23 protein-coding genes are annotated in these 25,699 nt (G+C 61.1%); 14 read left to right on the top strand and 9 right to left on the bottom strand.

What is annotated here, in order from left to right:
- Window positions 1-112: 112 nt before the first annotated feature.
- The 4 genes from urtD to urtA all read right to left on the bottom strand — a co-directional run bounded on the left by urtD (window position 113) and on the right by urtA (window position 5,184).
- Complete coding sequence (gene urtD, locus P3T21_RS31880; protein WP_429259929.1) at window positions 113-979, bottom strand: urea ABC transporter ATP-binding protein UrtD; 867 nt, start codon at window positions 977-979, stop codon at window positions 113-115.
- Complete coding sequence (gene urtC / locus P3T21_RS31875) at window positions 979-2,160, bottom strand: urea ABC transporter permease subunit UrtC (RefSeq protein ID WP_429259928.1); 1,182 nt, start codon at window positions 2,158-2,160, stop codon at window positions 979-981. Before urtC ends, urtD begins: the two co-directional genes overlap by 1 nt.
- Before the next feature lies 1 nt (window position 2,161).
- The gene (gene urtB / locus P3T21_RS31870) at window positions 2,162-3,781 is read right to left on the bottom strand and encodes an urea ABC transporter permease subunit UrtB (protein WP_429259927.1); all 1,620 of its coding nucleotides are present in this window, start codon (window positions 3,779-3,781) and stop codon (window positions 2,162-2,164) included.
- Between the two features lie 107 nt (window positions 3,782-3,888).
- On the bottom strand, window positions 3,889-5,184 hold the full coding sequence (gene urtA / locus P3T21_RS31865; protein WP_429259926.1) for an urea ABC transporter substrate-binding protein: 1,296 nt from the start codon (window positions 5,182-5,184) through the stop codon (window positions 3,889-3,891).
- 413 nt (window positions 5,185-5,597) lie between these two features.
- Here urtA and P3T21_RS31860 point away from each other — a divergent pair, with 413 nt between their 5' ends.
- Window positions 5,598-6,896, top strand: a complete 1,299-nt coding sequence (locus tag P3T21_RS31860) for an aspartate aminotransferase family protein (RefSeq protein ID WP_429259958.1) — start codon at window positions 5,598-5,600, stop codon at window positions 6,894-6,896.
- Between the two features lie 79 nt (window positions 6,897-6,975).
- Here P3T21_RS31860 and P3T21_RS31855 read toward each other — a convergent pair whose 3' ends face one another.
- A complete protein-coding gene (locus P3T21_RS31855; protein ID WP_429259925.1) occupies window positions 6,976-7,299 on the bottom strand; it encodes a rhodanese-like domain-containing protein in 324 nt (107 codons plus the stop codon).
- A 43-nt stretch (window positions 7,300-7,342) separates the two neighbouring features.
- Complete coding sequence (locus tag P3T21_RS31850) at window positions 7,343-7,996, bottom strand: protein-L-isoaspartate O-methyltransferase family protein (RefSeq protein WP_429259924.1); 654 nt, start codon at window positions 7,994-7,996, stop codon at window positions 7,343-7,345.
- Between the two features lie 250 nt (window positions 7,997-8,246).
- Here P3T21_RS31850 and P3T21_RS31845 point away from each other — a divergent pair, with 250 nt between their 5' ends.
- The 7 genes from P3T21_RS31845 (at window position 8,247) to P3T21_RS31815 (ending at window position 15,957) form a co-directional block, all read left to right on the top strand.
- On the top strand, window positions 8,247-9,239 hold the full coding sequence (locus P3T21_RS31845; RefSeq protein WP_429259957.1) for a LacI family DNA-binding transcriptional regulator: 993 nt from the start codon (window positions 8,247-8,249) through the stop codon (window positions 9,237-9,239).
- 31 nt (window positions 9,240-9,270) lie between these two features.
- Window positions 9,271-10,758: a sugar ABC transporter ATP-binding protein gene (locus tag P3T21_RS31840; RefSeq protein ID WP_429259923.1), complete on the top strand. Its 1,488-nt coding sequence runs from the start codon at window positions 9,271-9,273 to the stop codon at window positions 10,756-10,758.
- Window positions 10,739-11,752, top strand: a complete 1,014-nt coding sequence (locus P3T21_RS31835) for an ABC transporter permease (RefSeq protein WP_429259922.1) — start codon at window positions 10,739-10,741, stop codon at window positions 11,750-11,752. The genes P3T21_RS31840 and P3T21_RS31835 overlap by 20 nt, the downstream gene beginning before the upstream one ends.
- Before the next feature lie 129 nt (window positions 11,753-11,881).
- Window positions 11,882-12,844 (top strand): substrate-binding domain-containing protein, encoded by a 963-nt coding sequence (locus P3T21_RS31830; protein WP_429259921.1) that lies wholly within the window; start codon window positions 11,882-11,884, stop codon window positions 12,842-12,844.
- A 103-nt stretch (window positions 12,845-12,947) separates the two neighbouring features.
- Window positions 12,948-13,997, top strand: a complete 1,050-nt coding sequence (locus P3T21_RS31825; protein WP_429259920.1) for a sugar phosphate isomerase/epimerase family protein — start codon at window positions 12,948-12,950, stop codon at window positions 13,995-13,997.
- A 22-nt stretch (window positions 13,998-14,019) separates the two neighbouring features.
- Entirely contained in the window at window positions 14,020-15,168 is a 1,149-nt protein-coding gene (locus tag P3T21_RS31820) for a Gfo/Idh/MocA family protein (RefSeq protein WP_429259919.1), read from the top strand.
- 66 nt (window positions 15,169-15,234) lie between these two features.
- The gene (locus tag P3T21_RS31815; RefSeq protein ID WP_429259918.1) at window positions 15,235-15,957 is read left to right on the top strand and encodes an NAD(P)H-binding protein; all 723 of its coding nucleotides are present in this window, start codon (window positions 15,235-15,237) and stop codon (window positions 15,955-15,957) included.
- On the opposite strand, the gene P3T21_RS31810 is transcribed toward P3T21_RS31815, so the two are convergent.
- The 3 genes from P3T21_RS31810 to P3T21_RS31800 form a co-directional block, all read right to left on the bottom strand.
- Window positions 15,954-16,211 carry a hypothetical protein gene (locus tag P3T21_RS31810; RefSeq protein ID WP_429259917.1) on the bottom strand — a complete coding sequence of 86 codons (258 nt, stop codon included), beginning with the start codon at window positions 16,209-16,211 and terminating at the stop codon, window positions 15,954-15,956. The two genes, P3T21_RS31815 and P3T21_RS31810, sit on opposite strands and share 4 nt — an antisense overlap.
- 91 nt (window positions 16,212-16,302) lie before the next feature.
- Complete coding sequence (locus tag P3T21_RS31805; RefSeq protein ID WP_429259916.1) at window positions 16,303-17,460, bottom strand: ABC transporter substrate-binding protein; 1,158 nt, start codon at window positions 17,458-17,460, stop codon at window positions 16,303-16,305.
- Between the two features lie 69 nt (window positions 17,461-17,529).
- Entirely contained in the window at window positions 17,530-18,471 is a 942-nt protein-coding gene (locus tag P3T21_RS31800; RefSeq protein WP_429259915.1) for a CysB family HTH-type transcriptional regulator, read from the bottom strand.
- Window positions 18,472-18,703: 232 nt separating this feature from the next.
- Here P3T21_RS31800 and P3T21_RS31795 point away from each other — a divergent pair, with 232 nt between their 5' ends.
- From P3T21_RS31795 to cobA, 6 genes are all read left to right on the top strand, one after another.
- On the top strand, window positions 18,704-20,383 hold the full coding sequence (locus P3T21_RS31795) for a nitrite/sulfite reductase (RefSeq protein WP_429259914.1): 1,680 nt from the start codon (window positions 18,704-18,706) through the stop codon (window positions 20,381-20,383).
- Between the two features lie 30 nt (window positions 20,384-20,413).
- The gene (locus tag P3T21_RS31790) at window positions 20,414-20,956 is read left to right on the top strand and encodes a DUF934 domain-containing protein (RefSeq protein ID WP_429259913.1); all 543 of its coding nucleotides are present in this window, start codon (window positions 20,414-20,416) and stop codon (window positions 20,954-20,956) included.
- Entirely contained in the window at window positions 20,953-21,699 is a 747-nt protein-coding gene (locus tag P3T21_RS31785; RefSeq protein WP_429259912.1) for a phosphoadenylyl-sulfate reductase, read from the top strand. The genes P3T21_RS31790 and P3T21_RS31785 overlap by 4 nt, the downstream gene beginning before the upstream one ends.
- Window positions 21,700-21,792: 93 nt before the next feature.
- Window positions 21,793-22,755: a sulfate adenylyltransferase subunit CysD gene (cysD, locus tag P3T21_RS31780; RefSeq protein WP_429259911.1), complete on the top strand. Its 963-nt coding sequence runs from the start codon at window positions 21,793-21,795 to the stop codon at window positions 22,753-22,755.
- Window positions 22,756-22,774: 19 nt separating this feature from the next.
- Entirely contained in the window at window positions 22,775-24,091 is a 1,317-nt protein-coding gene (locus P3T21_RS31775) for a sulfate adenylyltransferase subunit 1 (protein ID WP_429259956.1), read from the top strand.
- Between the two features lie 58 nt (window positions 24,092-24,149).
- A complete protein-coding gene (cobA, locus tag P3T21_RS31770; RefSeq protein WP_429259910.1) occupies window positions 24,150-24,932 on the top strand; it encodes a uroporphyrinogen-III C-methyltransferase in 783 nt (260 codons plus the stop codon).
- Window positions 24,933-25,699: the final 767 nt, after the last annotated feature.

Raw genomic sequence — 25,699 nt, 5'->3', positions numbered from 1 at the left:
TACTTTTCTTTGGCAAGGACAAAGAAAAGTAGGTGCCGCCCCGCACAGGGGCAACGCAAATAGACCGACATGAACACAAGGAAAGGCCAAAAGACCAAACCTAAAAAAACCACTACCTCCCCAGATACGACTCAATCACCCCTTCATCCCTCTTAACCTCCTCAAGCGAACCATGAGCGAGCACATGGCCTTCAGCCATAACAGTAACCCTCCCGGTATCACCGGAAATCGCCGCAACAAACTCCATATCATGCTCAACAACCATCATCGAACACGTCCCACGCAGCTTGTTAAGCAAAACAGCCAGCTCCATGGTCTCGTCATCGGTCATGCCAGCCGCAGGCTCATCGAGCAACAAAAGCGAAGGCTGCTGCATCAGCAACATCCCGATCTCGAGCCGCTGCTTCTGCCCATGCGACAACTCCCCAGCGAGCCTCCGAGCCTCGCTCTCCAACCGGATCAGCGCCAGCGTCTCCTCAATCCTGGCCTGCGCCTCACGATCGAGCCGCGCCCGCAATGAAGACCACCACCCCTTATCCGTCTTCATCGCCAGCTCAAGGTTCTCCCAAACCGGATGCTGCTCAAACACGGTAGGCTTCTGAAACTTGCGCCCAATGCCCGCACGGGCAATCGACGGCTCATTCATCCGCGTCAGATCAATCGTCTGCCCGAGAAACACCTTGCCCGAATCAGGCGCAGTCTTCCCGGTAATGACGTCCATCATCGTCGTCTTGCCCGCACCATTCGGCCCGATGATGCAGCGCAGTTCGCCCGCATCGATCGACAACGACAGCGAATTCAACGCGCGAAATCCATCGAAACTGACCGTCACGTCTTCCAGATAAAGAATCACGCCGTGCGACACATCGATCTCGCCAGGCGTGATGACGCTCGCCATCGACGCAACGCCACTCAGCGTCCGGCCACCGTCGAATTCGTCAGGCACAGCAAGATCAGGCACCATCGGGTTCTCATTCATCACGGCTTCCTCCGCCGCACGGCGAGTTCGAGCAGCCCCATGATCCCGTTCGGCAGAAAGAGCGGTACCAGCACGAAAATCGCGCCAAGGAAAAACAGCCAGTATTCCGCGAAATTAGCCGTGAAAAAGCTCTTCGCGCCATTCACCGCAAACGCGCCAATGATCGGTCCGATCAACGTCCCACGTCCGCCAACGGCCACCCAGATCGCCATTTCGATCGAGTTGCCCGGTGACATCTCGCCCGGATTGATAATGCCGACCTGCGGCACATACAGCGCGCCCGCAATCCCGCATAGCACCGCCGAAACCGTCCACACAAACAGCTTGTACGCGAGCGGGCTGTAGCCGAGGAACATCAGCCGTGTTTCACCATCGCGCACAGCCGTGACGACGCGTCCAAGCTTCGACGTCACGATCGCCCGCGCGCCGATAAACGCCAGCACGAGTACCGCGAAGGTAATCAGCAGAAGGGCAGCGCGCGTGCCCGGATGCGTAATCGGAAAGCCCGCAATACGCTTGAAGTCCGTGAAGCCGTTATTGCCGCCAAAACCGGTTTCGTTGCGATAGAACAGCAGCATCGCGGCAAACGTCATCGCCTGCGTGATGATCGAGAGATACACGCCCTTCACGCGCGAGCGGAACGTAAAGAAGCCGAACACCCACGCGATCACGGCCGGCACCAGCACGACCAGCAGCAGCGCATACCAGAAGTGCTGTGTGCCTTCCCAGTACCAGGGCAGCGCGTGCCAGTCGAGGAACACCATGAAGTCAGGCAGATCGCTGCCGTATTTGCCCTCGTGGCCGATCGCGCGCATCAGGTACATGCCGATCGCGTAGCCACCCAGCGCAAAGAACAGCGCGTGCCCAAGGCTCAGAATGCCGCAATAGCCCCACACGAGATCGAGCGCAAGCGCCGCGATCGCGTAGCACATAAACTTGCCGGAGAGCGTCATGACGTACGCGGACAGATGGAACGCACTCGTCTCAGGCAACACCAGTGCCGTGAATGGCACGCCCAGCCCGATCGCGATGATCAGCGCAATCAGCGCCTGCCACGCGCGGCGCGACAGCAGCGCGGGCCGCGGCGGCAGGCCCAGCGCAAAGCCGGACAGCGCGGCGCGCCCGTCAGGCGGGTTCGAGCCCGATGGCGAGATCGAAGCGGAAGAAGTCGCGGATGTCATCTCATGCCTCCGCGCTGCGGCCCTTCAAGGCAAACATGCCCTGCGGACGCTTCTGGATAAACAGCACGATCAGCACGAGCACGGCAATCTTCGCAAGCACGGCGCCCCAGAACGGTTCGATCGTCTTGCTGATGAGGCCCAGCCCAAAGCCGCCAATAACGGTACCCGCCAGTTGTCCGACACCGCCCAGCACGACCGCCATGAACGAATCGATGATGTAGCTCTGGCCAAGATCCGGACCGACGTTGCCGATCTGCGAAAGCGCGCAGCCTCCAAGGCCGGCGATGCCCGCACCGAATGCGAAAGCGTACGAATCGACGCGCGCCGTCTTCACGCCGACGCACGCCGCCATCCGGCGATTCTGCGTCACGGCACGCACAAAGAGACCAAGACGTGTTTTCGTCAGCACCGCCCAGGCAATCCCGACGACGATCAGCGAGAACGCCAGAATCGCGAGCCGGTTATACGGCAGGATCAGACTCGGCAACACGGTCACACCGCCACTCATCCACGATGGATTCACCACCTGCACGTTCTGCGCGCCGAACAGCATGCGCGTCGCCTGGATCAGGATGAGGCTGATACCGAAAGTGGTGAGCAGCGTTTCAAGCGGGCGCCCGTAAAGATGCTTGAGCACGAGCCGCTCCAGCACGATGCCGACCAGCGCAGCCGCAACAAACGAAGCGGGGATCGCGAACAGCGGATACCAGTCGAATGCGCGCGGCGCGTAATGCTGCACGAGGTTCTGCACGACATACGTTGCGTACGCACCGATCATCAGAAATTCGCCGTGCGCCATGTTGATCACGCCGATCAGGCCGTACGTGATCGCAAGCCCTAAAGCGGCAAGCAGCAGCACGCTGCCAAGCGACAGACCGGCGAACAGCGTGCCCGCAATCTGGCTGCGTCGCTGGATCGAATCGAGTTCCTCGATGCCCGCCTGCGCAGCCGCGCGCACGCGGTCGTCGCTTTCGGCGAAGGTGCCGTCCGGCTTTTTCGCCACCAGCGGACGCAGTAGTTCATTCATGTCGAGGTCATGGCGTGCAGCAACCAGCTGCACGGCTTCGAGGCGCTTCGCCGCGTCGCTGTCGTGCAGCGCGGTCATCGCCCAGAGCGTATCGAGACGCTTCTTGAGGGTAGGGTCGGTCTCCTTCGCGCGCGCCCGGTCGATCATCGGTTTCATCGCGGCGTCCGGGTTCTTCAGCAACGCGTCGATCGCGGCACTGCGCGCGGCCGGATCGGTGGCATCGAGCGCGAGGCCCGACACGGCGCCCGATACCTTCGAGCGCAAAATATTGTTCAGCGTGACCGGCTGCGCGCCGTCAGCGGCAACGGTCTTGCCGGTGACGGCATCGCGTGCGGTGTCGTTGTCCTGGATCAGCAGCTCGCCGGAGTCCGTTACGAGCGCGTTGTCTTCCGACAGTGCCTTGAGCAGCGCCAGTGAGGGCGCGTCGTGGTTGGCGATCAGTTTGTCGATGGCGGCGGACCTGGCATCGAAGTCGTCGCCGGCGAGTGGCGCGACGTCCGCCTGGGTCAACGCAAATGCGCTGAGCGGCATCAGCGCGACGAGCGCGAGGCCGACGCAGGCGCGTCCAGCGGACCTTAAAGTAAGAAACGCCATGGTGACCTTTGAAGAGGAACCGGCAGGGCGGCGCGACATCGAACGAGAACGATGCCGCGCCGTCATTACAGCGCTACAGCAGTGCTACCCCGAAATCAACGCAACAATTACGCCACGCGCGAGCGGCGCAGGAACGCCGGGATCGATGAGACGATGTCCGGCTTGCCCGCGTTGCCCGCGATATACGGGCTCCACGGTTGTGCACGCACAGCCGTCTTCGTCTTCCACACGACGTTGAACTGACCGTCCGCGCGCACTTCGCCGATCATCACCGGCTTGTGCAGATGGTGATTGCCGTCCATTTCGAGCACGAAGCCCGACGGCGCCGCCATCTTCTGGCCGATCATCGCGACGCGCACCTTGTCGACATCCGTGCTCTTCGCTTTTTCGACGGCCTGCTTCCACATATGGATGCCGACGAAAGTCGCTTCCATCGGGTCATTGGTCACGCGCTTCGTGCCGCCCGGCAGATTCTGCGACTTGACCCATGCGGCCCACTGTTCCTTGAACTTCGTGTTGGTCGGATTCTTCACCGACATGAAGTAGTTCCATGCCGCCAGGTTGCCGACGAGCGGCCTGGTATCGATACCGCGCAACTCTTCTTCACCGACCGAGAACGCGACGACCGGCACGTCCGTCGCCTTGAGGCCCTGGTTGCCGAGTTCCTTGTAGAACGGCACGTTCGAGTCGCCATTGACGGTCGAGATCACGGCCGTCTTGCCGCCCTGCGAGAAGGTCTTGATGTTCGCGACGATGGTCTGATAGTCGCTGTGGCCGAACGGCGTGTAGACCTCCTGGATATCCGCTTCCTGAACGCCCTTCGACTTCAGGAACGCGCGCAGGATCTTGTTCGTCGTACGCGGATACACATAGTCGGTGCCGAGCAGGAAGAACCGTTTGGCGCCGCCGCCTTCCGCGCTCATCAGATATTCAGTGGCCGGAATGGCCTGCTGGTTCGGCGCTGCGCCCGTGTAGAACACGTTGCGCGACATCTCTTCGCCTTCGTACTGAACCGGATAGAAGAGCAGGCCGTTCAGTTCCTCGAACACCGGCAGTACCGACTTGCGCGATACAGACGTCCAGCAGCCGAACACGACCGCGCACTTGTCCTGGGTGATCAGCTGGCGGGCTTTTTCAGCAAAGAGCGGCCAGTTCGAGGCCGGATCGACCACCACGGCCTCGATCTGCCGGCCATTCACGCCGCCGTTCTTGTTGATGTCCGCGATGGTCATCAGCGCGGTGTCTTTCAGTGAGGTCTCCGAGATCGCCATCGTGCCCGACAGCGAATGCAGAATGCCGACCTTGATCGGACCGCTGTCCTGTGCGTTTGCAAAAGGACTCTGGCCCGCGAGCGCGAGTGCGCCCGACATGGAACCGAATTTCAGCAGACTACGACGTTTCATTGTGCTTCCCCTTGCCAACTGGATGGTGACTGTTATGGGCGTCGGTATTGCCATGACGGTTTTGGATGCCTGGTGCCCGACTTCTACTGCAAGGCATATGCCAAGCGCTAAAACCTGCCTGTCGTCCGTGCACGCCTGCTACGGTGCGGTCAGGGGTTTCGTGGCGTTATGCGGCTTGGGAGCGAAAGTGGTGCACGAACAGGGCGCACGCCTCGCGACGGTGCGCGTCGCGCTGCAGCGACGCGCATCGTCTTTCTGACGGGCGGCGGCGGTGCATGGGCGCTGCGCCGTTGTGCATGCCGCCATCGCTGCCTACACTGGAAGACCCACCTGCGAGGAGACACAACATGAATCAGCGCGAAGTGCCTGGAACGCCCGATCCTCTAGCCAGTGCCGAATCTGGGCCACTGGACATGGCTGCATTCTGGATGCCGTTCACAGCGAACCGTCAGTTCAAGGCCGCGCCGCGGCTCCTCGCGAAGGCGAAGGGGATGTACTACACGTCGTACGATGGCCGGCGCATCCTGGACGGCACCGCGGGCCTCTGGTGCGTGAATGCGGGCCATTGCCGCGACGAGATCGTTGCTGCGGTGCAGGCGCAGGCCGCTGAAATGGATTTTGCGCCGACGTTCCAGATGGGCCATCCGAAAGCCTTCGAAGCCGCGACGAAAATCGCCAGGCACACGCCGGCCGACCTGAAGCACATCTTCTTCGTGAACTCGGGATCGGAAGCGGTGGATACGGCGCTCAAGATCGCGCTCGCGTATCACCGTTCACGTGGCGAAGGGCAGCGCACGCGATTCATCGGACGTGAGCGCGGTTATCACGGTGTGGGCTTCGGCGGGATTTCGGTCGGCGGCATCGCGCCGAATCGCAAGGCGTTTTCCGGCGGCATGCTGCCGGCGGTCGATCATCTGCCGCATACGCTCAACATCAAGGAAGCCGCGTTTTCAAAGGGGCAACCGGTATGGGGCGCGCATCTCGCCGATGAACTGGAGCGGCTCGTCACGCTGCACGATGCGTCGACGATTGCCGCGGTGATTGTCGAACCCGTTGCGGGCTCAACGGGTGTGCTGATTCCGCCAAAGGGCTATTTGCAACGTTTGCGCGACATCTGCGACAGGCACGGCATCCTGCTGATCTTCGACGAAGTGATCACCGGCTGGGGGCGTTTAGGCGCACCGTTCGCGGCGCAGTACTTCAACGTGACGCCCGATCTGCTGACGATGGCGAAGGGCACCAACAACGCCGCCGCGCCGATGGGCGCTGTCGCGGCCAGCGACAAGGTGCACGACACGATCGTCAACGGCGCGCCGGCGGGCATCGAGCTCTTTCACGGCTATACGTATTCGGGGCATCCGATTGCAGCTGCTGCTGCATGCGCAACGATCGATCTGTACGAGCGTGAGAATCTGTTCGAACGCGCCGCACAGATGTCGCCTGTCTTCGAGAAGGCGATCCACAAGCTGCAGGGTGAACGTCACGTGATCGACGTGCGCAATCTTGGGCTCGTGGGGGGTGTGGAATTGAAACCGCGCGATGGTGCGCCGGGTTCACGTGCGTACGACGTGTTTGTGCGGTGCTTCCAGAAGGGCGTGCTGACGCGCTATACAGGCGATATTCTCGCGTTCTCTCCACCGCTCATCATCGACGAAGCGCAGATCGACGAGATCTTTGCGACTGTGGGAGAGGTGTTGCGAGAGACCGATTAGGCGCTTCGGCAGGCGTAATACAAAACGGGCGTAATCCGTGATACGGATGACGCCCGTTTTAACGTGCAGCGGATCAGAATCAGTAGGTCGGAACCGACGGATCGACCTGACGCGACCACGCGTCGATACCGCCTTGCAGGTTGAAGACCTTCGCATGGCCCCGCGATTCGAGGAACATCGCGACCTGCGCACTGCGTGCGCCGTGGTGACAGACGCAGACGATTTCCACGTCGTCTTCGAGTTCTTCGCTGCGAGCGGGGATTTCGCGCATCGGGATCGACATGCTGCCGGCGATCTTTGCGGTTTCGATTTCCCACGGCTCGCGCACGTCGAGCAGGACCGGTGCGGCGCGCGATGTGTCAGCGAGCCATTCGGCGAGGGCGGAAGCAGTCAGGTTTTGCATCGGAGGTAAATTCCGTTACGTCGATCAGGTTCGCAGGCAGCGTTCAGAACTTGAAGCGCGGCGGCTGCACAGCGTTGATCAGCGGCTCGACATAGGTTTCGAACACATCGGCGACGCGGTACTGCTTCTCGTCGATACGCGTGATGATCTGGGCCTTCATCACCGGCGCCGTGCCGACGAATGCAGCCACACGGCCACCAATCTTCAGCTGGTCGAGGAGTTCCTGCGGCAGTACCGGCAGGCCGCCCGACACGCAGATCACGTCATACGGCGCTGCGTCTGCCCAACCACGCGATGCATCGCCAGTGGCGACTTCAGCGTTCAGCACGCCGTTGTTCGCGAGGTTCGTGCGCGCGAGTTCGGCGAGTTCCGGTTCGATATCGACGCTCAGCACGTGCTGCGCGCGGTTCGCCAGCAGGGCGGCCATGTAGCCTGAACCCGCGCCGATTTCCAGCACGCTTTCGTGCTTCTTCACGGCCAGTTCCTGCAGCACGCGTGCTTCGACGCGCGGCGCCAGCATGTGCTGGCCGGCAGGCAGCGTCACTTCGAAATCGACGAAAGCCAGATCGCGATACACCGCGGGAACGAAGTTTTCACGCTTGACGATCGAGAGCAGGTTCAGCACGTCCTGGTCCAGCACTTCCCAGGGGCGAATCTGCTGTTCGATCATGTTGAAACGCGCTTGCTCGATATTCATGATTGTTTTCGACGGGTTGAATGCAACCGGAAGGTGTGGGGAACTGCGGGATTGTACCAAACCGGGGGCGAGTTCCGTGGCGAGCGGGGCAGGCATGAGCGCCGCCCCACTCCGTGTAAATCCCTACACATTCGACCTTGAGATTCCGCGCACTCTCGACCAAAAATGTAATCGATTACATTTTTGGGGGCAAACACCCGTGTCGAAACCGCGTCAGCGCGACGTTGCATCGCTTCGATCGTCCGACGACATGTCGATTGCCGGCGTGGCCGAGCAGGCAGGCGTATCGGTCGCCACGGTGTCACGCGTGCTGAACGGGCATTTGAACGTGCGACCCGAAACGCGCGATCGTGTGCTCGCCGCAGTAAAAACCAGCGGCTACCGCGTCAACGAACTCGCGCGCAATCTGCGCACTGCCGAAAGCCGCCTTCTTCTGACGATGGTTCCGGACTTCGGCAATCCCTTTTACGCAGAAGTAGTGCGTGGCATCGATGCCGTCGCGCGCCAGCACGGCTATTTCATGCTGCTCTGCGACACGGGCGCCGATCCGGGCCGCGAGCGCAGCTACTTCGACATGTTGCGGCGCCATCGCGCGGATGGCGCGATCTGCCTCGACCCGGACACCGTTCAACACGCGCTCGCCGAAGACTCGGGCACGCTGCCGTGGGTCGCGTGCTGCGAGTTCGATACCGATATGGGCGTACCGTGGGTCGGCATCGACAACTATCGCGCAGCGGGTGATGCAGTGCGTCATCTGCTGTCACGTGGGCGTCGTCGGATTGGTCTCATCAATTCGGATGATGGCTATCTGTATGCGCGCCAGCGTCAGGAAGGCTATCTCGACGCGCTTCGTGACGCGGGTGTGACACCGCGGCCTGCATGGCGCCGAAACGTGTACAGCCTCGATTACGAGGCCGCTGCGGCCGCCGCTGCCGGACTCGCGCAGCAGCAGGGCGACGATGCGCCCGACGCGATCTTCGCGGTCTCGGACACGCTGGCGATCGGCGCGATCAATGGTCTGCGCAGCGTCGGTCGACGAACACCCGCAGACGTCGCGGTGGTGGGCTTCGACGATATCTCGGTGGCCGCGCAGATCGATCCGCCGCTGACCACCATCGCGCAGCCAATGCGCGAACTTGGCGAGACGGCCGCGCGTTTATTGCTGAAGCGTCTCGCGGACCCGGCGGCGAGTGTGCCGGGCGTGCTGCTGCCGCACCGGCTTGTCGTGCGGCAGAGCTCATAACCATGGACAACACAGGGGAGCGATAGTCGCGATGAGTCTCTCGATCCGCTTCGACGACATCAGGAAGGATTTCGGCCCGGTGCGCGTGCTGCACGGGGTGTCGTTCGATCTTGCCCCCGGGCGTATCTATGGCCTTCTCGGCGAGAACGGCGCGGGCAAGTCGACGCTGATGAAAATACTCGCCGGCTACGAAAACGCGACCGAAGGTTCGCTCTCAGTCGACGGCACAACGCGGCACTTCGCCAGTTCACGCGATGCCGAAGCCGCGGGCATCGTGCTGATACACCAGGAATTCAACCTCGCCGATCATCTGTCGATCGTCGAGAACATGTACCTGGGTCACGAGAAGAAACGCGGCTGGCTGCTCGATGATGCCGCGATGAAAAAAGAAGCAACGCGTTATCTCGAACAGGTCGGACTGAAGAAATCGCCGGATACGCAGGTGCGCAATCTGATCGTCGCGGAAAAGCAGATGGTCGAGATTGCGAAAGCGCTCTCACGTCGTGCGCGTTTCCTCATCATGGACGAACCGACCGCGACGCTCACGCCTTCCGAAACCGAGCGTCTGTTCACGTTGATGCTGAAGCTCAAGGCCGATGGCGTGACGATCGTCTACATCTCGCACAAGCTCGATGAAGTCGAGCACATCACCGACGAAGTGATCGTGATGCGCGACGGCCGCTTCGTTGCGCGCGGCGAGACGTCGAGTCTCGCGCGACAGCAGATGGCGAACCTGATGGTGGGTCGCGATGTCTCCGACATGTTCCCTGACAAGTCGCCGCCGCCCGCGGATGCGGCCGTGGCGATGCGCGTCGAGGGGCTGGTGGTGCCGGGCTGGGTCGAGTCGCTGTCGTTCGATGTGCGCGCGGGCGAAGTGCTCGGGTTTGCGGGGTTGGTGGGCGCAGGCCGCACCGAAGCATTCGAAGCGATTCTTGGGCTCCGCAAACGCACGGCAGGTCGCGTTGAACTCGCAGGTCGCACTGTCGATATTCACAATCCACTCGACGCGATGCGTCACGGTCTCACGTATCTGAGCGAAGACCGCAAGAACAAGGCGCTGCACGTCAATCTGAACCTGCAGGACAACCTGACGCTGATGACACTCGATCGCTATGCGCATCCGCTGCTCGACCTGAAAGCGGAGCGCGCCGCGCTAAAAGCGGGCATCGCTGAATTCGGCATTCGCACGGGCGACCCCTCGATACGCGCGCGCATGCTATCTGGCGGCAACCAGCAGAAACTCGCGCTCGCGAAGTTTCTGCATCCGAACCCGAACGTGATCGTGCTCGACGAACCGACGCGCGGCGTCGACGTCGGCGCGAAGCGCGACATCTACTTTCTGATTCACCGGCTCGCCGCGCAGGGGCGCGCGGTGATCGTGATCTCGTCCGAACTGATCGAACTGATCGGTCTGTGCCATCGCGTCGCTGTCATGCGCACAGGCCGCCTTCAAACGACGCTCACGCTCGACCAGCTAACCGAAGAGGAGTTGATTGCTCATGCAACCGGCACACACTGAACCGGGGCAACCGGGCCGTGCGATGCGCCTCGCGCACCGGCTGTACGGGCTCGGTCCGCTGCTTGGCCTGATCTTCCTGTGCGTGGGCGGCCAGCTGCTCAACCACGACTTCGCGACGATCGACAATCTCACCAACGTGCTCACGCGCACGTCGTTCATCGGCATCATCGCAGTGGGCATGACATTCGTGATCATTTCAGGTGGCATCGATCTTTCGGTCGGATCGATGGCCGCGCTGATCGCAGGCAGCATGATCTACACGATGAATGGGCTTGCCAGCGGACTCGGCGGCCACACGTTCGCGCCACTGTCGATTGTGATCATCGGTATCGTGCTCGCGCTCGTGCTCGGGAGCGTGTTCGGTATTGCGCACGGCCTGCTGATCACCAAAGGCCGCATCGAGCCGTTTATCGTGACGCTCGGCACGTTAGGCATCTTTCGCGCGGTGCTGACGTGGCTCGCGGACGGCGGCGCGCTCACGCTCAACAATTCGCTTTCCGATCTCTATGGTCCGGTTTATTACGCGAGCGTGTTCGGCGTGCCGGTGCCGATCTGGGTCTTTCTGATCGTCGCCGCGGGTGGGACGCTCATTCTGAATCGCACCGCTTTCGGCCGGCATGTGCAGGCGATAGGCTCGAACGAACAGGTCGCGCGCTATGCAGCGATTCGCGTGGACCGCGTGAAGATCGTGACGTACATGCTGCTTGGCATCTGCGTTGGCGTCGCGACCGTGCTGTATGTGCCCCGGCTTGGATCTGCAACACCCACTACGGGTCTTTTGTGGGAACTCGAAGCGATTGCGTCCGTTGTGGTGGGCGGCACCGCGCTCAAAGGCGGCGAAGGTCGCGTTATCGGTACGGTGATCGGCGCTGTGCTGCTGTCGGTCATCGCGAACATCCTCAATCTCACGAGCATCATCAGCGTGTATCTGAATGCGGCAGTGCAGGGCGTCGTCATCATCATCGTCGCGTTCCTGCAGCGTGGGCGGCGTTGAACGGCTTTGTCCCGCAGCGAGACGAACAAGGCATGCAGTCCTGAAGTCAGCAACAACCGCAGTACCCGGCCTTGCGGCTGGCACCTCAAAAACCGGGCGCACGACGCGTCCTACGACAGGAGACACAACATGAAGCAGGTCATTCGGGCGATCAGTGCCGGCGTGCTGGCGTTGGGCATGCTGGGTACGGCGGGCGCGGCAAGGGCGGACGACAAGGTCATACTCGGCGTCGCGATTCCGACCGCCGATCACGGCTTCACCGGCGGCATCGTCTGGTGGGCGAACAAGGCCAAGCAGGATATGGAGAAGGCGCATCCGGATCTGAAGGTGATCCTGAAGTCGTCGGCAAGCGCGCCGGAACAGGCGAACCAGCTGCAGGATCTTGTGACGGTCAACCATATCAATGCGCTGGTGATCTTCCCGCATGAATCCGCTTCGCTCACGCAACCGGTGGCGCAGGTGAAGAAGAAGGGTGTGTATGTGACGGTCGTCGATCGCGGTTTGACGGATACAAGCGCGCAGGACGCCTACGTCGCAGGCGACAACACCGCGTTCGGCCGGCTTGCCGGTGAGTATTTCTGCAAATCGCTGAACGGCAAGGGCGACATCGTTGCGCTGCGCGGTATTCCGACGACGCTCGATAACGAACGCTACAACGCGTTCACCAAGGCATTGTCGGCGTGTCCCGGCGTGAAGGTGCTCGACGCGAAGTACGCAAACTGGAATCGCGACGATGCGTTCAAGGTGATGCAGGATTACCTCACGCGCTTCAAGCACATTGACGCAGTCTGGTCGGCTGACGATGACATGTCGGTCGGCGTGCTGAAGGCAATCGATCAGGCAAAGCGCACCGACATCAAGGAAGTGCTCGGCGGCGCGGGCTCGAAGGAAATGATCAAGCGCGTGATGGATGGCGACAAGCTCATCAACGCGGACGTGACCTATTCGCCGAAGTTCATCTACGACGCAATCCAGCTCACTGCCGAAGCGCGCCTGAAGGGCGAAAAGCTGCCGGCGACGACGATCGTGCCTTCGGTGCTTGTCACTAAGGACAACGCGAAAGACTACTACTTCCCGGAATCGCCGTTCTGATGTGTTGCGCAAAGCCGGGTGACTGCGATGTGCCTGAAGCGCAGTGCAGTCACGCGGCGCCCTGAATGTCGAACGCTCTATTCATCACCCGAGGAGCCGCACGATGAAAACCATCAAAGGGCCGGCGATCTATCTGGCCCAGTTTCTGGGCGACAAGGCGCCCTTCGACAACCTCGACAATCTCGCGACGTGGGCTGCGAATCTCGGCTACAAAGGCATCCAGGTGCCCGTCGATTCGCGTGTGATCGACCTCGAAAAAGCCGCGTCGAGCCAGACCTATTGTGACGAACTGCTTGGCACGGTTGCCGACGCGGGCGTCGAGATCACCGAACTGGCGACGCATCTGCAAGGCCAGCTCGTCGCCGTGCATCCTGCGTATGACCAGCTGTTCGACGGCTTCGCCGCGCCGCACGTGCGGGGCAATCCGCAGGCGCGCACCGAATGGGCGATCCAGCAGTTGAAGCTCGCGGCGCAGGCATCGCGTCGTCTTGGGCTTGATACCCATGTGTCGTTTTCCGGCGCGCTTGCATGGCCTTATGTGTATCCGTGGCCTCAGCGTCCGGCCGGTCTCGTCGAAGCCGCGTTCGATGAACTCGCGCGCCGCTGGAAGCCGATTCTCGATGCATTTGAGGAAGTCGGCGTCGACGTTGCTTACGAACTGCATCCGGGCGAAGACCTGCACGATGGCGTGACGTTCGAACGGTTTCTTGAGCGCGTGGACGGACATCGTCGCGCGAACATCCTGTTCGATCCGAGCCACTACGTATTGCAGCAACTCGATTACCTGTCGTTCATCGATATCTATCACGAGCGCATCAAGGTTTTTCACGTGAAGGATGCGGAGTTTCGTCCGACGGGCAAGGCCGGCGTGTACGGCAGCTATAGCGGCTGGACAGAAAGGCCAGGCCGCTTCCGCTCGCTCGGCGATGGACAGATCGACTTCGGCGCGATCTTCTCGAAGATGGCGCAGTACGACTATCCGGGCTGGGCTGTCCTCGAATGGGAATGCGCGTTGAAGCATCCCGAGGACGGCGCGCGTGAAGGCGCGGAATTCATTCGTCGACACATCATCCGCGTGGCCGAAAAATCGTTCGACGATTTCGCGGGCAGCGGCGTCGATCAGGCGCAGATCAAACAGGTGCTTGGACTGTGACGCAGTCATTCAGGAGCATTCGATGACACGAAGATTGCGGTTGGGCATGGTCGGCGGCGGGCAGGGCGCGTTCATTGGCGCGGTACATCGTATCGCCGCGCGCCTCGACGACCGGTTCGAACTCGTGGCAGGCGCGCTGTCGTCCGATGCGGCGCGCGCGCAGGCAAGCGCCGCGGAAACAGGCATTGCGCGCAGCTATTCGGACTGGCGCGAGATGGCAAAGGCCGAAGCAGCGCGCGACGACGGTATCGACGTCGTCGCGATCGTCACGCCCAATCATTTGCATGCGCCCGTGGCGACGGCATTTCTTGAAGCGGGCATTCACGTGATTTGCGACAAGCCGCTGGCGATTTCTCTGGCTGAAGCGGAGGCGCTCGCCAGGCTCGCGCGCGAAAAGAAGAAGCTGTTTGCGCTCACGCACACGTATTCAGGCTATCCGATGGTGCGGCACGCGCGCGAGCTGGTCGATGCGGGCGAGCTTGGCGATATCCGTGTCGTCCAGGTGGAGTACGCGCAGGACTGGCTGGCGGAGCCGATTGAAAACACCGGCACGAACAAGCAGGCTGGATGGCGGACGGATCCCGCACAATCAGGTCCGGCTGGATGTCTCGGTGATATCGGCACGCATGCGTATCACCTCGCCGCGTTTGTGACGGGGATGCTGCCAAAGGAACTGTCGGCGGAAGTGCACACGTTCGTGCCGGGCAGAAAGCTCGACGATCACGTGCAGGTGATGCTGCGCTACGCAAGCGGTGCGCGCGGCATGCTGTGGGCGAGCCAGGTCGCGAGCGGCGCGGAGAACGCGTTGCGGCTGCGCGTGTATGGCACGAAGGCTGGGCTCGCGTTCGATCAGGAATATCCGAACGACCTGTGGTTCACGCCGCTTGGCGGCGCATCTGAGCGACTGACACGGGGTCGCGTGAAAAGCGCGATCGCCGCGCATGCAACGCGCGTGCCCCCGGGACATCCAGAAGGATATCTGGAGGCGTTCGCGCAGTTATATCTCGACGCAGCGCTGCAGATCGAAGCGCTCGATGCAGGCAAACCGTTGCCGCCTGAAAGCCGCCTGCTAACGACAGTCGATGATGGCGTCGAAGGCATGCGCTTCATCGAAGCGGTGCTACAGAGCAGTTCGAAGAACGCGCAATATCAGGAAGTTCAAAACGGTTGAGGGGATCGCACGCGTGCCATGAACGCACGGTAAGATGCAGCACGTCATCTTTCCGTGGGTTCATCCATGTCGGCCAATTTTGCATCCATCGATCCTGTCGCGGATTCTGCCTCGCAGAAGCGCACCGTGCTGCTGGTCGGCGGAACGGGGCTTGTCGGCGGTGCGTGTCTGAAGCTGCTTGCACGTGATGCGCGTGTCGGCGAGGTGCGCTCGCTGGTGCGGCGCCCGTCGGGCGTGGGGATCGCTGGCGTCGCGGGTCACGCGAATCGCGTGATTGAACAGGTCGTGGATTTTGACCGTCTTGACAGCACGCCCGATAGCGATGAAATCTTCGCCGTCGATGCCGTGATCTGCGCGTTAGGCACGACCATCAGAACAGCCGGATCGCAGGCCGCGTTTCGCAAGGTCGATTACGAGTACCCGTTGCGCGTGGGTGCATTGGCGCGCCGTCATGGTGCGTCGCGTTATGCGCTTGTGAGCGCTATCGGCGCGAGTCCGCATGCTCGAACGTTTTATAGCCGGGTGAAGGGCGAGGTCGAAGAGGGCGTGCTCGGTCTGGGCTTTCCGTCGGTCACGATCGTGCGGCCGTCTTTCCTGATGGGTGAGCGGGTCGAGAGCCGACCGCTGGAAAGTATTGCGCGCCGCTTCGGCGTGATCCTGCCGCTTAAGTGGCGTTCAATCGCCGCCGAGGATGTTGCGCGTGCTTTGGTGTCCGCTGCGTTGGGCGGAGCGCCAGGCGTGACGATCATCGAAAACGAAGCGCTGCATCGTGGCGCCGGTGCGCTTTAACGCTTGCTGTTCTTGATCTGCTCTTCGAACGCGAGGTCGAGCTTGCTTGCCTTGCGCGGCTTTTGCGGGCCGAATGCGTCGACGAATTTGACGAAGTCGTCGAGCGTTAGCGGATCGGATACCTTCCTGTCGCTGCCGCTGGATTTGTCGACGAGATAGAAGAGACCGCCGGAGAGGCTGATCGCCGCGTATTGCGGATTGCCGCTGCGGGTTTTCAGCCGCTCGACGGCGTGGATGGCTCGGGTAGTACGCATGGTTTCTTCAGCTACAGAGTGAAGATGCACACTGTATCAGTAACGCAGGCGGCGAGCGATGCGAAGCGCGCAAGCTGACCGCCGCCGAAGCTTACTGGCTCAGATACGTAAACTTCCCGTCCTTGATGATGCCCATCACGCTTGCGCGCTGATCGAGGCCCACGTGGTCCTTCGCACTGGTATTAACGACACCGTTCGGCACGACCAGTTCATGCGCGTGCTCGAGTTCACTGCGCAGCGCAGCGCGAAACTCCGGCGTGCCAGGCTGCGCCGTTTTCAGCGCGCGAGCCACCGCATCGTTAAGACGCGGATACACACCAGCCGCATCGCCCGCAAACTGCGTGACGGTGTTCGGACCGTATTGCCCTTCATATGCGTTGACGAACGCAATCGCGGCCTTTTTGGCGGGATGATCCGCCGGCAACGTACGCGCGACGACAACAGGCTGCGTCGGAAACAGTGTGCCTTCGACATCCTTGCCGCCGAGCTTGATGAACTCCGGCGTCGCGATGCCGTGCGTCTGGTAGATCGGCCCCTTGAAGCCGCGTTCCACCAGCGTGCGCTGCGGCAGCACCGTTGGCGTGCCGGCGCCTGCGACGAGAACCGCGTCCGGCTTCGCGGCGATCAGCTTCAGCACCTGACCCGTCACGCTCGCGTCCGTCCGGTTAAAGCGTTCCGTTGCGACAACCTGAATGTGGCGCAGCGTCGCGAACTTCGTGAACTCGTTGAGCCAGCTGTCGCCATAACTATCCGCGAAGCCGATGAAGCCGACCGTCTTCACATTGTGATTCGCCATGTAACGCGTCATCACGTCGGCCATCGCGCTGTCGGTCTGCGCCATCTTGAAGGCCCATACGCGCTTGCCTTCCTGCGGTTCGACCACGCTGGCCGAACCGATCAGCGTGATCATGGGCGTCTGGTTTTCCGCGACCGGATCGAGTGCCGCGAGCGCAGCCGGCGTGATATTCGGACCGACGATCACATCGACGTGATCTTCGTTGATGAGCTTGCGGATGTTGCGCACCGCGGCGCCCGGATCGGAGCCGTCGTCGAGAATGATGTATTCGGCTTTCTGGCCGGCGATCGTCTTCGGCCACATCAGCATCGCGTTCTTGCTGGTGATGCCGATCGCAGCGGCGGGGCCGGTGCTCGACAGATCGATGCCGACCTTGATATCGGCGTGGGCGACCGTGCTGATCACGAGTACCGCGGCAGCGGCGACGTAACGCAGGTTCTTTTTGTACGACATAAGGCGCATCGTTTGGGTCTCCGTAGCAGAATGGAAACAGCGATCGTTATAAACCGGGTAGAAGGTGCTTCAAAGCTCGTACGATTCGTGCTCGCCTTTGAGCGCCTGCTCGATGAGCCGGCGGTTCAGGCTCGGCGACAGCAGTTCGACGAGCGTATACACATAGCTGCGCAGATACGCGCCGTGTTTCAGCGCGACGCGCGTCACGTTGCTGCCGAACAGGTGACCAACCGGCATCGCGCGCAGATGACGGTCGCGCTCGGCGTTGAACGCGATATCCGCCATGATGCCGACGCCTAAACCAAGCTCGACGTAGGTTTTGATCACGTCGGCGTCGATCGCTTCGAGCACGATGTCCGGATGCAGGCCGCGCAGACGGAACGCCTCATTGATCTTCGTGCGGCCCGCGAACGCGTTGTCATAGGTAATCAGCGGAAACTGGGTCAGGTCGTCGAGCGACAGCAGTTTGCGGTCCAGCAGCGGATGATCCGGCTGCATCACGGCGACGTGGTGCCACTGGAAGCAGGGCAGCGAGACCAGTTCCTTATAGGTGGAGATCGCCTCGGTGGCGACCGCGAGGTCGGCCTGGTCATGGATGACCATTTCGGCGACCTGCGTCGGGCTGCCTTGCAGAATCGAAAGGTGAACCTTGGGAAAACGCTTCTTGAATTCGGCGATAGCGGCCGGAAGTGAGTAGCGCGCCTGGGTGTGCGTGGCGGCAATGACGAGGTTGCCCTGATCCTGTGCCGCGTAATCTTTACCGACCCGCTTCAGGCTCTCGACTTCCTGGAGGATCTTCTCAACCGACTGAAGAATGATCCGGCCCGGCTCGGTCAACGAGCGGACGCGTTTGCCGTGCCGTGTGAAGATTTCGACGCCGAGTTCATCCTCCAGCTCGATGATTGCCTTCGACACGCCTGGCTGGCTTGTAAACAGCGCCTTGGCCGCTTCCGTGAGGTTGAAGTTCTGCCGGACCGCCTCGCGCACGAAGCGAAACTGGTGCAGGTTCATTTATAACCTCTTCGCATATGAAAACAATTTTTAAGTCGTTTGAAATATAAGGCGAGTTTATTACGATTTCCCCAACTTTTCCAATATGGATATCTGTATTTGTCATAAGCAAATGAAGGATGCGTCTAAAACCTTCTTCCGCTGGCGCTGACAGACATGGGTAGACAGGGCGCGGCGTAACCGGTACGCCGGCCGCCGGAACGCCGCGGTAACGAAAAAATGGGGTCCCCGAATGTACCAATACGATCAGTACGACCAGACCATCGTCGATGAGCGCGTCGCGCAGTATGCCGACCAGGTTCGTCGCCGGCTGTCGGGCGAATTGAGCGAAGAAGAGTTCCGTCCGTTGCGTCTGCAGAACGGTCTCTACATGCAGCGCCACGCGTACATGCATCGCATCGCGATTCCTTACGGCAATCTGCGCAGCGACCAGCTGCGCATGCTCGGACGCATCGCGCGCGAGCACGACCGCGGCTACGGCCATTTTTCGACGCGCTCGAACATCCAGTACAACTGGATCAAGCTCGAAGAAACGCCGGAAATTCTCGCAAAGCTGGCGTCGGTGCAGATGCACGGCATCCAGACGTCGGGTAACTGCATCCGCAACATCACCGCTGACCAGTTCGCTGGCGTCGCACCCGATGAAATGGTCGATCCGCGTCCGTGGGCTGAAATCCTGCGTCAATGGTCGACGTTCCACCCGGAATTCGCGTGGCTGCCGCGCAAGTTCAAGATCGCTGTGTCGGGCTCGACAGAAGATCGTGCAGCCGTGCAGGTACATGACCTCGGCGTGTATCTGAAGAAGAACGAGCAGGGCGAAGTGGTCGCGAGCATTCTGGCGGGCGGTGGTCTCGGCCGCACGCCGATCGTCGGCGCGATCATTCGTGAAGATCTGCCGTGGCAGCATCTGCTGACGTACTGCGAAGCCGTACTGCGTGTGTATAACCGCTACGGCCGCCGCGACAACATGTACAAGGCGCGTATCAAGATTCTCGTGAAGGCGTTGAGCCCAGAGAAGTTCTCGAAGCAGGTCGAGGAAGAATGGCAGCATCTGAAGGACGGTCCTTCGACGCTGACGCAGGCCGAACTCGATCGCGTGTCGCAATACTTTGCGCCGCCGGTTTACGAAAAGCTGCCGGACACGGATGCGTCGTTTGAAAACCATCTGCTTGAAAGCCGCGCATTTGCGCGCTGGGTCGAGCGTAACGTGCGTCCGCACAAGGTGTCGGGTTATGCGTCGGTGACGCTGTCGCTGAAGAACAGCGTCGTGGCGCCGGGCGACGCGACCGATACGCAGATGGAAGCTATCGCCGACTGGGCCGACAAGTACTCGCTCGGCGAGATTCGCGTCTCGCACGAACAGAACCTGATTCTCGCGAACGTGAAGAAGCGCGATCTGTTCGAGCTGTGGGAACTGGCCAGGGCTCAAGGTTTCGCGACGCCGAACATCGGTTTGCTCACCGACATCATCGCGTGCCCGGGTGGCGATTTCTGCTCGCTCGCGAATGCGAAGTCGATTCCGATTGCGCTCGCGATTCAGGAACGCTTCAACGATCTCGACTTTGTTTATGACCTCGGCGACGTGTCGCTGAACATCTCGGGTTGTATCAACGCGTGCGGCCACCATCACATCGGCAATATCGGCGTGCTTGGCGTCGATAAGGACGGCTCGGAGTGGTACCAGGTGACGCTTGGCGGCGAGCAAAGCTCGGGCGCGACGGGCGCGCATCTGGGTCGCGTGATTGGCCCGTCGTTCTCGGCGGAAGAAATGCCGGACGTGGTGTCGAAGGTGATCGATACGTTCGTGGAAAACCGCATCGACGGCGAACGTTTCATCGACACGTACAACCGCATTGGTATTGCGCCGTTCAAGGAACGTGTGTACGCGTCGCGTCAACCGGCTCACGCCTAACCCGCGATTCAGGCTTAAAGGATTCTGCAGATGGCTTCGATTATCAAGAACCGCGCGATCGTTAGCGATGACTGGACGGTTGTGCGCGCGACGGAAGACGGCACCTTGCCCGCAGTGGAAGCACTGCCGGCCGGCAAGGTGATCGTGCCGTTCGCGTTGTGGCAGGCTGCGCGCGATGCATTGATCGCGTCGCGCAACGCAGGCGAAATCGCTGTATGGCTCGAGCCGGACAGCGAACCGGCGGATATCGTCGGTGATTTCGACAAGGTCGCGCTGATCGCAATCGACTTCCCGGTGTTCCGCGATGGCCGCGGCTACAGCATTGGTCGCCTGTTGCGCGAACGCTATGGCTACAAGGGCGAACTGCGCGCAATCGGCGACGTGCTGCGCGATCAGGTGCGACTCATGTATCGCTGCGGCTTCGATGCGTTTGCCGTACGCGAAGACAAGGACATCCACGACGCGCTGAAGGCGTTCGACGATTTCACCGTGCAGTATCAGGGCGCGGTCGATGATCCGACGCCGCTGTTCCGTCGCCGCGAAGCTGCGGCTGCACAAAAGGCTTCGGCATGAGCGACGCCACTGGAACAGTGACGCCTGAGCTCGCAGCGAAGATCGGGCGGCTGGATACGCTGCTCGACTCGATCGCGGCGCGTCACGCAAATGTGAAGCTCGCGAGCAGCCTCGCCGCGGAAGACATGCTCTTGACCCACGCGATTCTTTCGCGCGGCGTGAAAGTCGGCATCTTCTCGCTCAACACCGGACGTCTGCATGCGGAAACGCTCGGCATGCTCGGCCGCGTGAAAGAGCGCTATGGCTACGACATCGAACAGTTTCATCCGCAAGCGGATGCCGTTGACGAATACGTCGCGCAACACGGTCTGAACGCGTTTTACGAAAGCATCGATCTGCGCAAACGCTGCTGCGAAATTCGCAAGGTCGAGCCGCTTAACCGCGCGCTGTCGGATGTGAGTGCATGGGTGACGGGTCAACGTCGCGAACAGTCGGTGACGCGTGCCGAACTGCACGAGGAAGAGCACGACGGCGCACGCAACATCGCCAAGTTCAACCCGCTCGCCGACTGGACCGAAGCCGATGTGTGGGCATACCTCAAGGCGTTCGATGTGCCGGTCAATCCGCTGCATGCACGCGGTTATCCGAGTATCGGCTGCGAACCGTGCACGCGCGCCATCCGTCCCGGCGAGGATAGCCGGGCAGGGCGCTGGTGGTGGGAATCGCGCGATACGAAGGAATGCGGCCTGCACATCACGACGATTCCGATTGCGGTTGCCGGCGCGGAGAACTCCGCTGCCTGAGCCTGAGTGGTTGCCGCTGAAGAATATCGATTGAACGATTGAATACCGCGTCGCAAGTCACCACTTGCGATGTGAACCAAGGAAGGACACACCATGAGCACGACGCTCGATCCCGCACTGAATGCTCCGCTCGCCAACACCGCGAACCGGATGGATCACCTCGACTGGCTCGAAGCCGAGTCGATTCACATCCTGCGCGAACTGGTTGCCGAATGCAGCAACCCCGCGCTGCTGTTTTCGGGCGGCAAGGATTCGGTCGTCGTGCTGCATCTGGCACTGAAGGCGTTCGGCCTCGGCGCGAACCGCAAGACGGTGTTGCCGTTCCCGCTCGTGCACATCGACACCGGCCATAACTACGACGAAGTGATCGACTTCCGCGATCGTCGTGCCAAGGAAATTGGCGCGCAGCTCGTGGTGGGCCACGTCGAAGATTCGATCAAACGCGGCACGGTGCGTCTGCGTCGCGAACTGGATTCGCGCAATGCGGCGCAAGCGGTGACGCTGCTCGAAACCATCGAGCAATACGGCTACACGGCGATGATCGGCGGCGCGCGTCGCGATGAAGAAAAGGCGCGTGCAAAAGAGCGCATCTTCTCGTTCCGCGACGAGTTTGGTCAGTGGGATCCGAAGGCGCAACGTCCGGAACTGTGGAGCCTCTTTAACGCACGTCTGCATAACGGCGAGCATCTGCGTGTGTTCCCGATCTCGAACTGGACTGAGCTCGACGTATGGCAATACATTGCGCGCGAGAAGCTCGAACTGCCGTCGATCTATTACGCGCATCATCGCGAAATCGTGCGTCGCAATGGCCTGCTCGTGCCGGTGACGCCGCTTACGCCGATGCGCGAAGGCGAGACCAGCGAAACGGCGCTCGTGCGTTTCCGCACCGTGGGCGACATCAGCTGCACGTGCCCGGTGGAAAGCGATGCGGATGATCTGGAAAAGATCATCGCCGAAACGGCCGTGACCGAAATCACGGAACGCGGCGCGACCCGGATGGACGACCAGGCATCGGAAGCCGCGATGGAAACACGCAAGAAGCAAGGTTATTTCTAAGGCACACGAGGGCAATGCAATCATGAGTATTCATCAACCAGAAGACCTCGGCGTGCTGCGTTTCATTACTGCAGGTAGTGTCGATGATGGCAAGAGCACGCTGATCGGGCGTCTGCTGTATGACAGCAAGGCTGTGCTGTCGGACCAGCTGTCGGCGCTGTCGCGTGCGAAGAACAAGCGCACCGTGGGCGACGAAATCGATCTGTCGCTGCTGACGGACGGCCTTGAAGCCGAACGCGAGCAGGGCATCACGATCGACGTGGCGTATCGCTACTTTGCGACTGCGAAGCGCAAGTTCATCATCGCCGACACGCCGGGCCACGAGCAGTACACGCGCAACATGGTGACGGGCGCATCGACCGCGCACGCCGCGATCATTCTCGTCGACGCGACGCGTGTCACGTTCGTGGATGGCGTTGCACAACTGCTGCCGCAAACGAAGCGTCACAGCGCGATCGTGAAGCTGCTGGGTCTGCAACATGCGATCGTCGCGATCAACAAGATGGATCTGGTCGACTACAGCGAAACACGCTTCAACGAAATCCGCGATGCGTATGTCGAACTTGCGCGTCAGCTGGGTCTGAACGATGTGCGCTTCGTGCCGGTGTCGGCACTGAAGGGCGACAACATTGTGACCGCGAGCGAGCGTATGCCGTGGTACGCGGGCGAACCGCTGCTCGACGTGCTCGAAGCGTTGCCGGTCGAGATTCCGACGGGTCAGGCGCTGCGTTTCCCGGTGCAATGGGTGGCGCGCCAGGACGGCAGCCAGGCCGACGATTTCCGCGGCTACATGGGCCGTGTTGAATCGGGCGAAGTGAAGCTGGGCGATACGATCGTCGTGCTGCCGGCGAACCGTGAAGCGACGGTGGCGGAAATCATTGCGCCGGTGCCGGGCGGCACGGCGCAGGTCGATCGCGCATTCGCGGGTCAAACGGTGACGATCCGTCTTGCGGAAGACGTCGACGTATCACGTGGTGATACGTTCGTGCAGCGCGAGGCAGCGCCAGTGCCCGCGAAGAAGCTCGAAGCGGATCTGTGCTGGTTCGATGACACGCCGCTGTCGACGCAACGCAAGTATCTGCTGAAGCAGACCACGAACACCGTGTTCGCGCGCATCGGCGCGATCAAACAGGTGCTGGACGTGCATACGTTGTCGCACGCTACGGACCGTCTTGATCTGACGATGAACGATATTGGACGTGTGTCGCTGACGTTGCAGAAGCCGATCGTTGCGGACGCATACGATTCGCATCCGGGAACCGGTGCGTTCGTGTTGATCGACGAAGCGACACATCACACGGTTGCGGCGGGCATGATTCGTGCGTTTAGTGCTTGAGTGAACGCGCTTTAGCGCGGTCGTATTTGCACGAACTGGACGAACGGGATTGAAGCAAATGGGCAAGGTGTATCTGATTGGTGCAGGACCGGGTGCAGCGGACCTTATCACGGTGCGCGGCGCTCGCTTGCTGGGCATGGCGGACGTGGTGCTGCACGACGCGCTGGTCGAGCCCGCGATGCTCGACTACGCGCCTACGTACGCGCGCCGGATCGCGGTGGGCAAGCGATGCGGTCAGCGTTCGACGGCGCAGCATTTTATCAACAAGCAGATTGTGGACGCGGCTTTAGAGCACGATGTGGTTGTGCGTCTGAAGGGCGGCGATCCGATGTTGTTTGGCCGTGCCGATGAGGAAATGCGGGCGTTGGAAGCCGCGGGCATCGAGTATGAGGTTGTGCCTGGGATTACGGCTGCGCTGGCCAGTGCTTCGGCCTTGAAGCGGTCGTTGACGCTGCGCGGGGTGTCGCGCAGTGTTGCGCTGGCGACGCACAGCCGGGCTGCGGATACTGAAGAAATCCGCGAGCAGGTGAAGGCGGATTCGCTGGTGTTTTACATGGGGCGGGATAGCGCGCCTGAGATCGCACAACGGTTGATTGACGCTGGGCGCGCCGGGTCGACGCCTGTTGCTATTGTTGAGGCTTGCAGTACGGTTCGGGAGCGTTCGCTGACTTTAACGCTCGAGGGTCTCGCTTGCGGAGAGGCACAGCATTGGCTTGATGAAGCTCAGCCTAGTCTTTTGATGATCGGCGATGCATTCGCTGATAGGCGCTTGTTGCCGCGCGATGAGGTTCTGGATGCTTCCTCCTCTTCCTCTTCTTCTTCTGCATTGCATGCGGCTTAGGTTTTTTTGGCCTTTCCTTGTGTTCATGTCGGTCTATTGGCGTCGCCCCTGTGCGGGGCGGCACCTACTTTTCTTTGTCCTTGCCAAAGAAAAGTAGGCAAAAGAAAGGCGCCGAAAACTCGATAGCTCCAGATTGTGTCGCTGGCGGGGAATGGCACCCCACGAAGTGTCGCCCTCACACTTCATATGACCTTGGTCCGCGCACGATCCGATCCCCCGCGCAGCACCGCTCGTGACACAGGGCTCATTCTTCCGACTCCGCACTTCGTGCGTCGCCGTCCGGCATAACTTCGCGTCGCGCTGCATTTTGCATGCATTTCACCGCGCCCCTCAGCCGTCACCCCGCATCGACACTTGCACCGCTCGCTCGCTCGCCCGTCCGTCCGTCCGCGACGCGCATCGCGCGGAGCGGGGTGGATGAGTGCTTTGTCACGAAGTGTGCTGTGCGGGGGATCAGATCGTGCGCGGACCCATGTCGTTTGAAGGGCGGGGGCGACACTTCATGGGGTGCCATTCCCCGGTGGCGACGCACCCCGGAACGGACGAGTTTTCGGCGCCTTTCTTTTGCCTACTTTTCTTGGCAAGGACAAAGAAAAGTAGGTGCCGCCCCGCACAGGGGCAACGCCGATAGACCGACATGAATACAAGGAAAGGCCAACAAGAAGCCCAAACGGGGCCTGTCATAAATTTTGTGTGTAAGGCATAACATGTAGCTCAAGGAGCATGTATGCCACGCAAACCCAAGACGAGCCCCGAGGCCCAGACAG

The sequence above is a fragment of the Paraburkholderia sp. GAS334 genome (assembly GCF_050436625.1).
Lineage (GTDB): Bacteria > Pseudomonadota > Gammaproteobacteria > Burkholderiales > Burkholderiaceae > Paraburkholderia.
This window is presented reverse-complemented; position numbering and strand designations above follow the sequence as displayed.

What these genes read in the sequence shown, in the direction of transcription:
- urtD (WP_429259929.1), bottom strand. Translation starts at nt 979, where the DNA reads ATGAATGAGAACCCGATGGTGCCTGATCTTGCTGTGCCTGACGAATTC.
- urtC (WP_429259928.1), bottom strand. Translation starts at nt 2,160, where the DNA reads ATGACATCCGCGACTTCTTCCGCTTCGATCTCGCCATCGGGCTCGAAC.
- urtB (WP_429259927.1), bottom strand. Translation starts at nt 3,781, where the DNA reads ATGGCGTTTCTTACTTTAAGGTCCGCTGGACGCGCCTGCGTCGGCCTC.
- urtA (WP_429259926.1), bottom strand. Translation starts at nt 5,184, where the DNA reads ATGAAACGTCGTAGTCTGCTGAAATTCGGTTCCATGTCGGGCGCACTC.
- P3T21_RS31860 (WP_429259958.1), top strand. Translation starts at nt 5,598, where the DNA reads ATGGCTGCATTCTGGATGCCGTTCACAGCGAACCGTCAGTTCAAGGCC.
- P3T21_RS31855 (WP_429259925.1), bottom strand. Translation starts at nt 7,299, where the DNA reads ATGCAAAACCTGACTGCTTCCGCCCTCGCCGAATGGCTCGCTGACACA.
- P3T21_RS31850 (WP_429259924.1), bottom strand. Translation starts at nt 7,996, where the DNA reads ATGAATATCGAGCAAGCGCGTTTCAACATGATCGAACAGCAGATTCGC.
- P3T21_RS31845 (WP_429259957.1), top strand. Translation starts at nt 8,247, where the DNA reads ATGTCGATTGCCGGCGTGGCCGAGCAGGCAGGCGTATCGGTCGCCACG.
- P3T21_RS31840 (WP_429259923.1), top strand. Translation starts at nt 9,271, where the DNA reads ATGAGTCTCTCGATCCGCTTCGACGACATCAGGAAGGATTTCGGCCCG.
- P3T21_RS31835 (WP_429259922.1), top strand. Translation starts at nt 10,739, where the DNA reads ATGCAACCGGCACACACTGAACCGGGGCAACCGGGCCGTGCGATGCGC.
- P3T21_RS31830 (WP_429259921.1), top strand. Translation starts at nt 11,882, where the DNA reads ATGAAGCAGGTCATTCGGGCGATCAGTGCCGGCGTGCTGGCGTTGGGC.
- P3T21_RS31825 (WP_429259920.1), top strand. Translation starts at nt 12,948, where the DNA reads ATGAAAACCATCAAAGGGCCGGCGATCTATCTGGCCCAGTTTCTGGGC.
- P3T21_RS31820 (WP_429259919.1), top strand. Translation starts at nt 14,020, where the DNA reads ATGACACGAAGATTGCGGTTGGGCATGGTCGGCGGCGGGCAGGGCGCG.
- P3T21_RS31815 (WP_429259918.1), top strand. Translation starts at nt 15,235, where the DNA reads ATGTCGGCCAATTTTGCATCCATCGATCCTGTCGCGGATTCTGCCTCG.
- P3T21_RS31810 (WP_429259917.1), bottom strand. Translation starts at nt 16,211, where the DNA reads ATGCGTACTACCCGAGCCATCCACGCCGTCGAGCGGCTGAAAACCCGC.
- P3T21_RS31805 (WP_429259916.1), bottom strand. Translation starts at nt 17,460, where the DNA reads ATGTCGTACAAAAAGAACCTGCGTTACGTCGCCGCTGCCGCGGTACTC.
- P3T21_RS31800 (WP_429259915.1), bottom strand. Translation starts at nt 18,471, where the DNA reads ATGAACCTGCACCAGTTTCGCTTCGTGCGCGAGGCGGTCCGGCAGAAC.
- P3T21_RS31795 (WP_429259914.1), top strand. Translation starts at nt 18,704, where the DNA reads ATGTACCAATACGATCAGTACGACCAGACCATCGTCGATGAGCGCGTC.
- P3T21_RS31790 (WP_429259913.1), top strand. Translation starts at nt 20,414, where the DNA reads ATGGCTTCGATTATCAAGAACCGCGCGATCGTTAGCGATGACTGGACG.
- P3T21_RS31785 (WP_429259912.1), top strand. Translation starts at nt 20,953, where the DNA reads ATGAGCGACGCCACTGGAACAGTGACGCCTGAGCTCGCAGCGAAGATC.
- cysD (WP_429259911.1), top strand. Translation starts at nt 21,793, where the DNA reads ATGAGCACGACGCTCGATCCCGCACTGAATGCTCCGCTCGCCAACACC.
- cobA (WP_429259910.1), top strand. Translation starts at nt 24,150, where the DNA reads ATGGGCAAGGTGTATCTGATTGGTGCAGGACCGGGTGCAGCGGACCTT.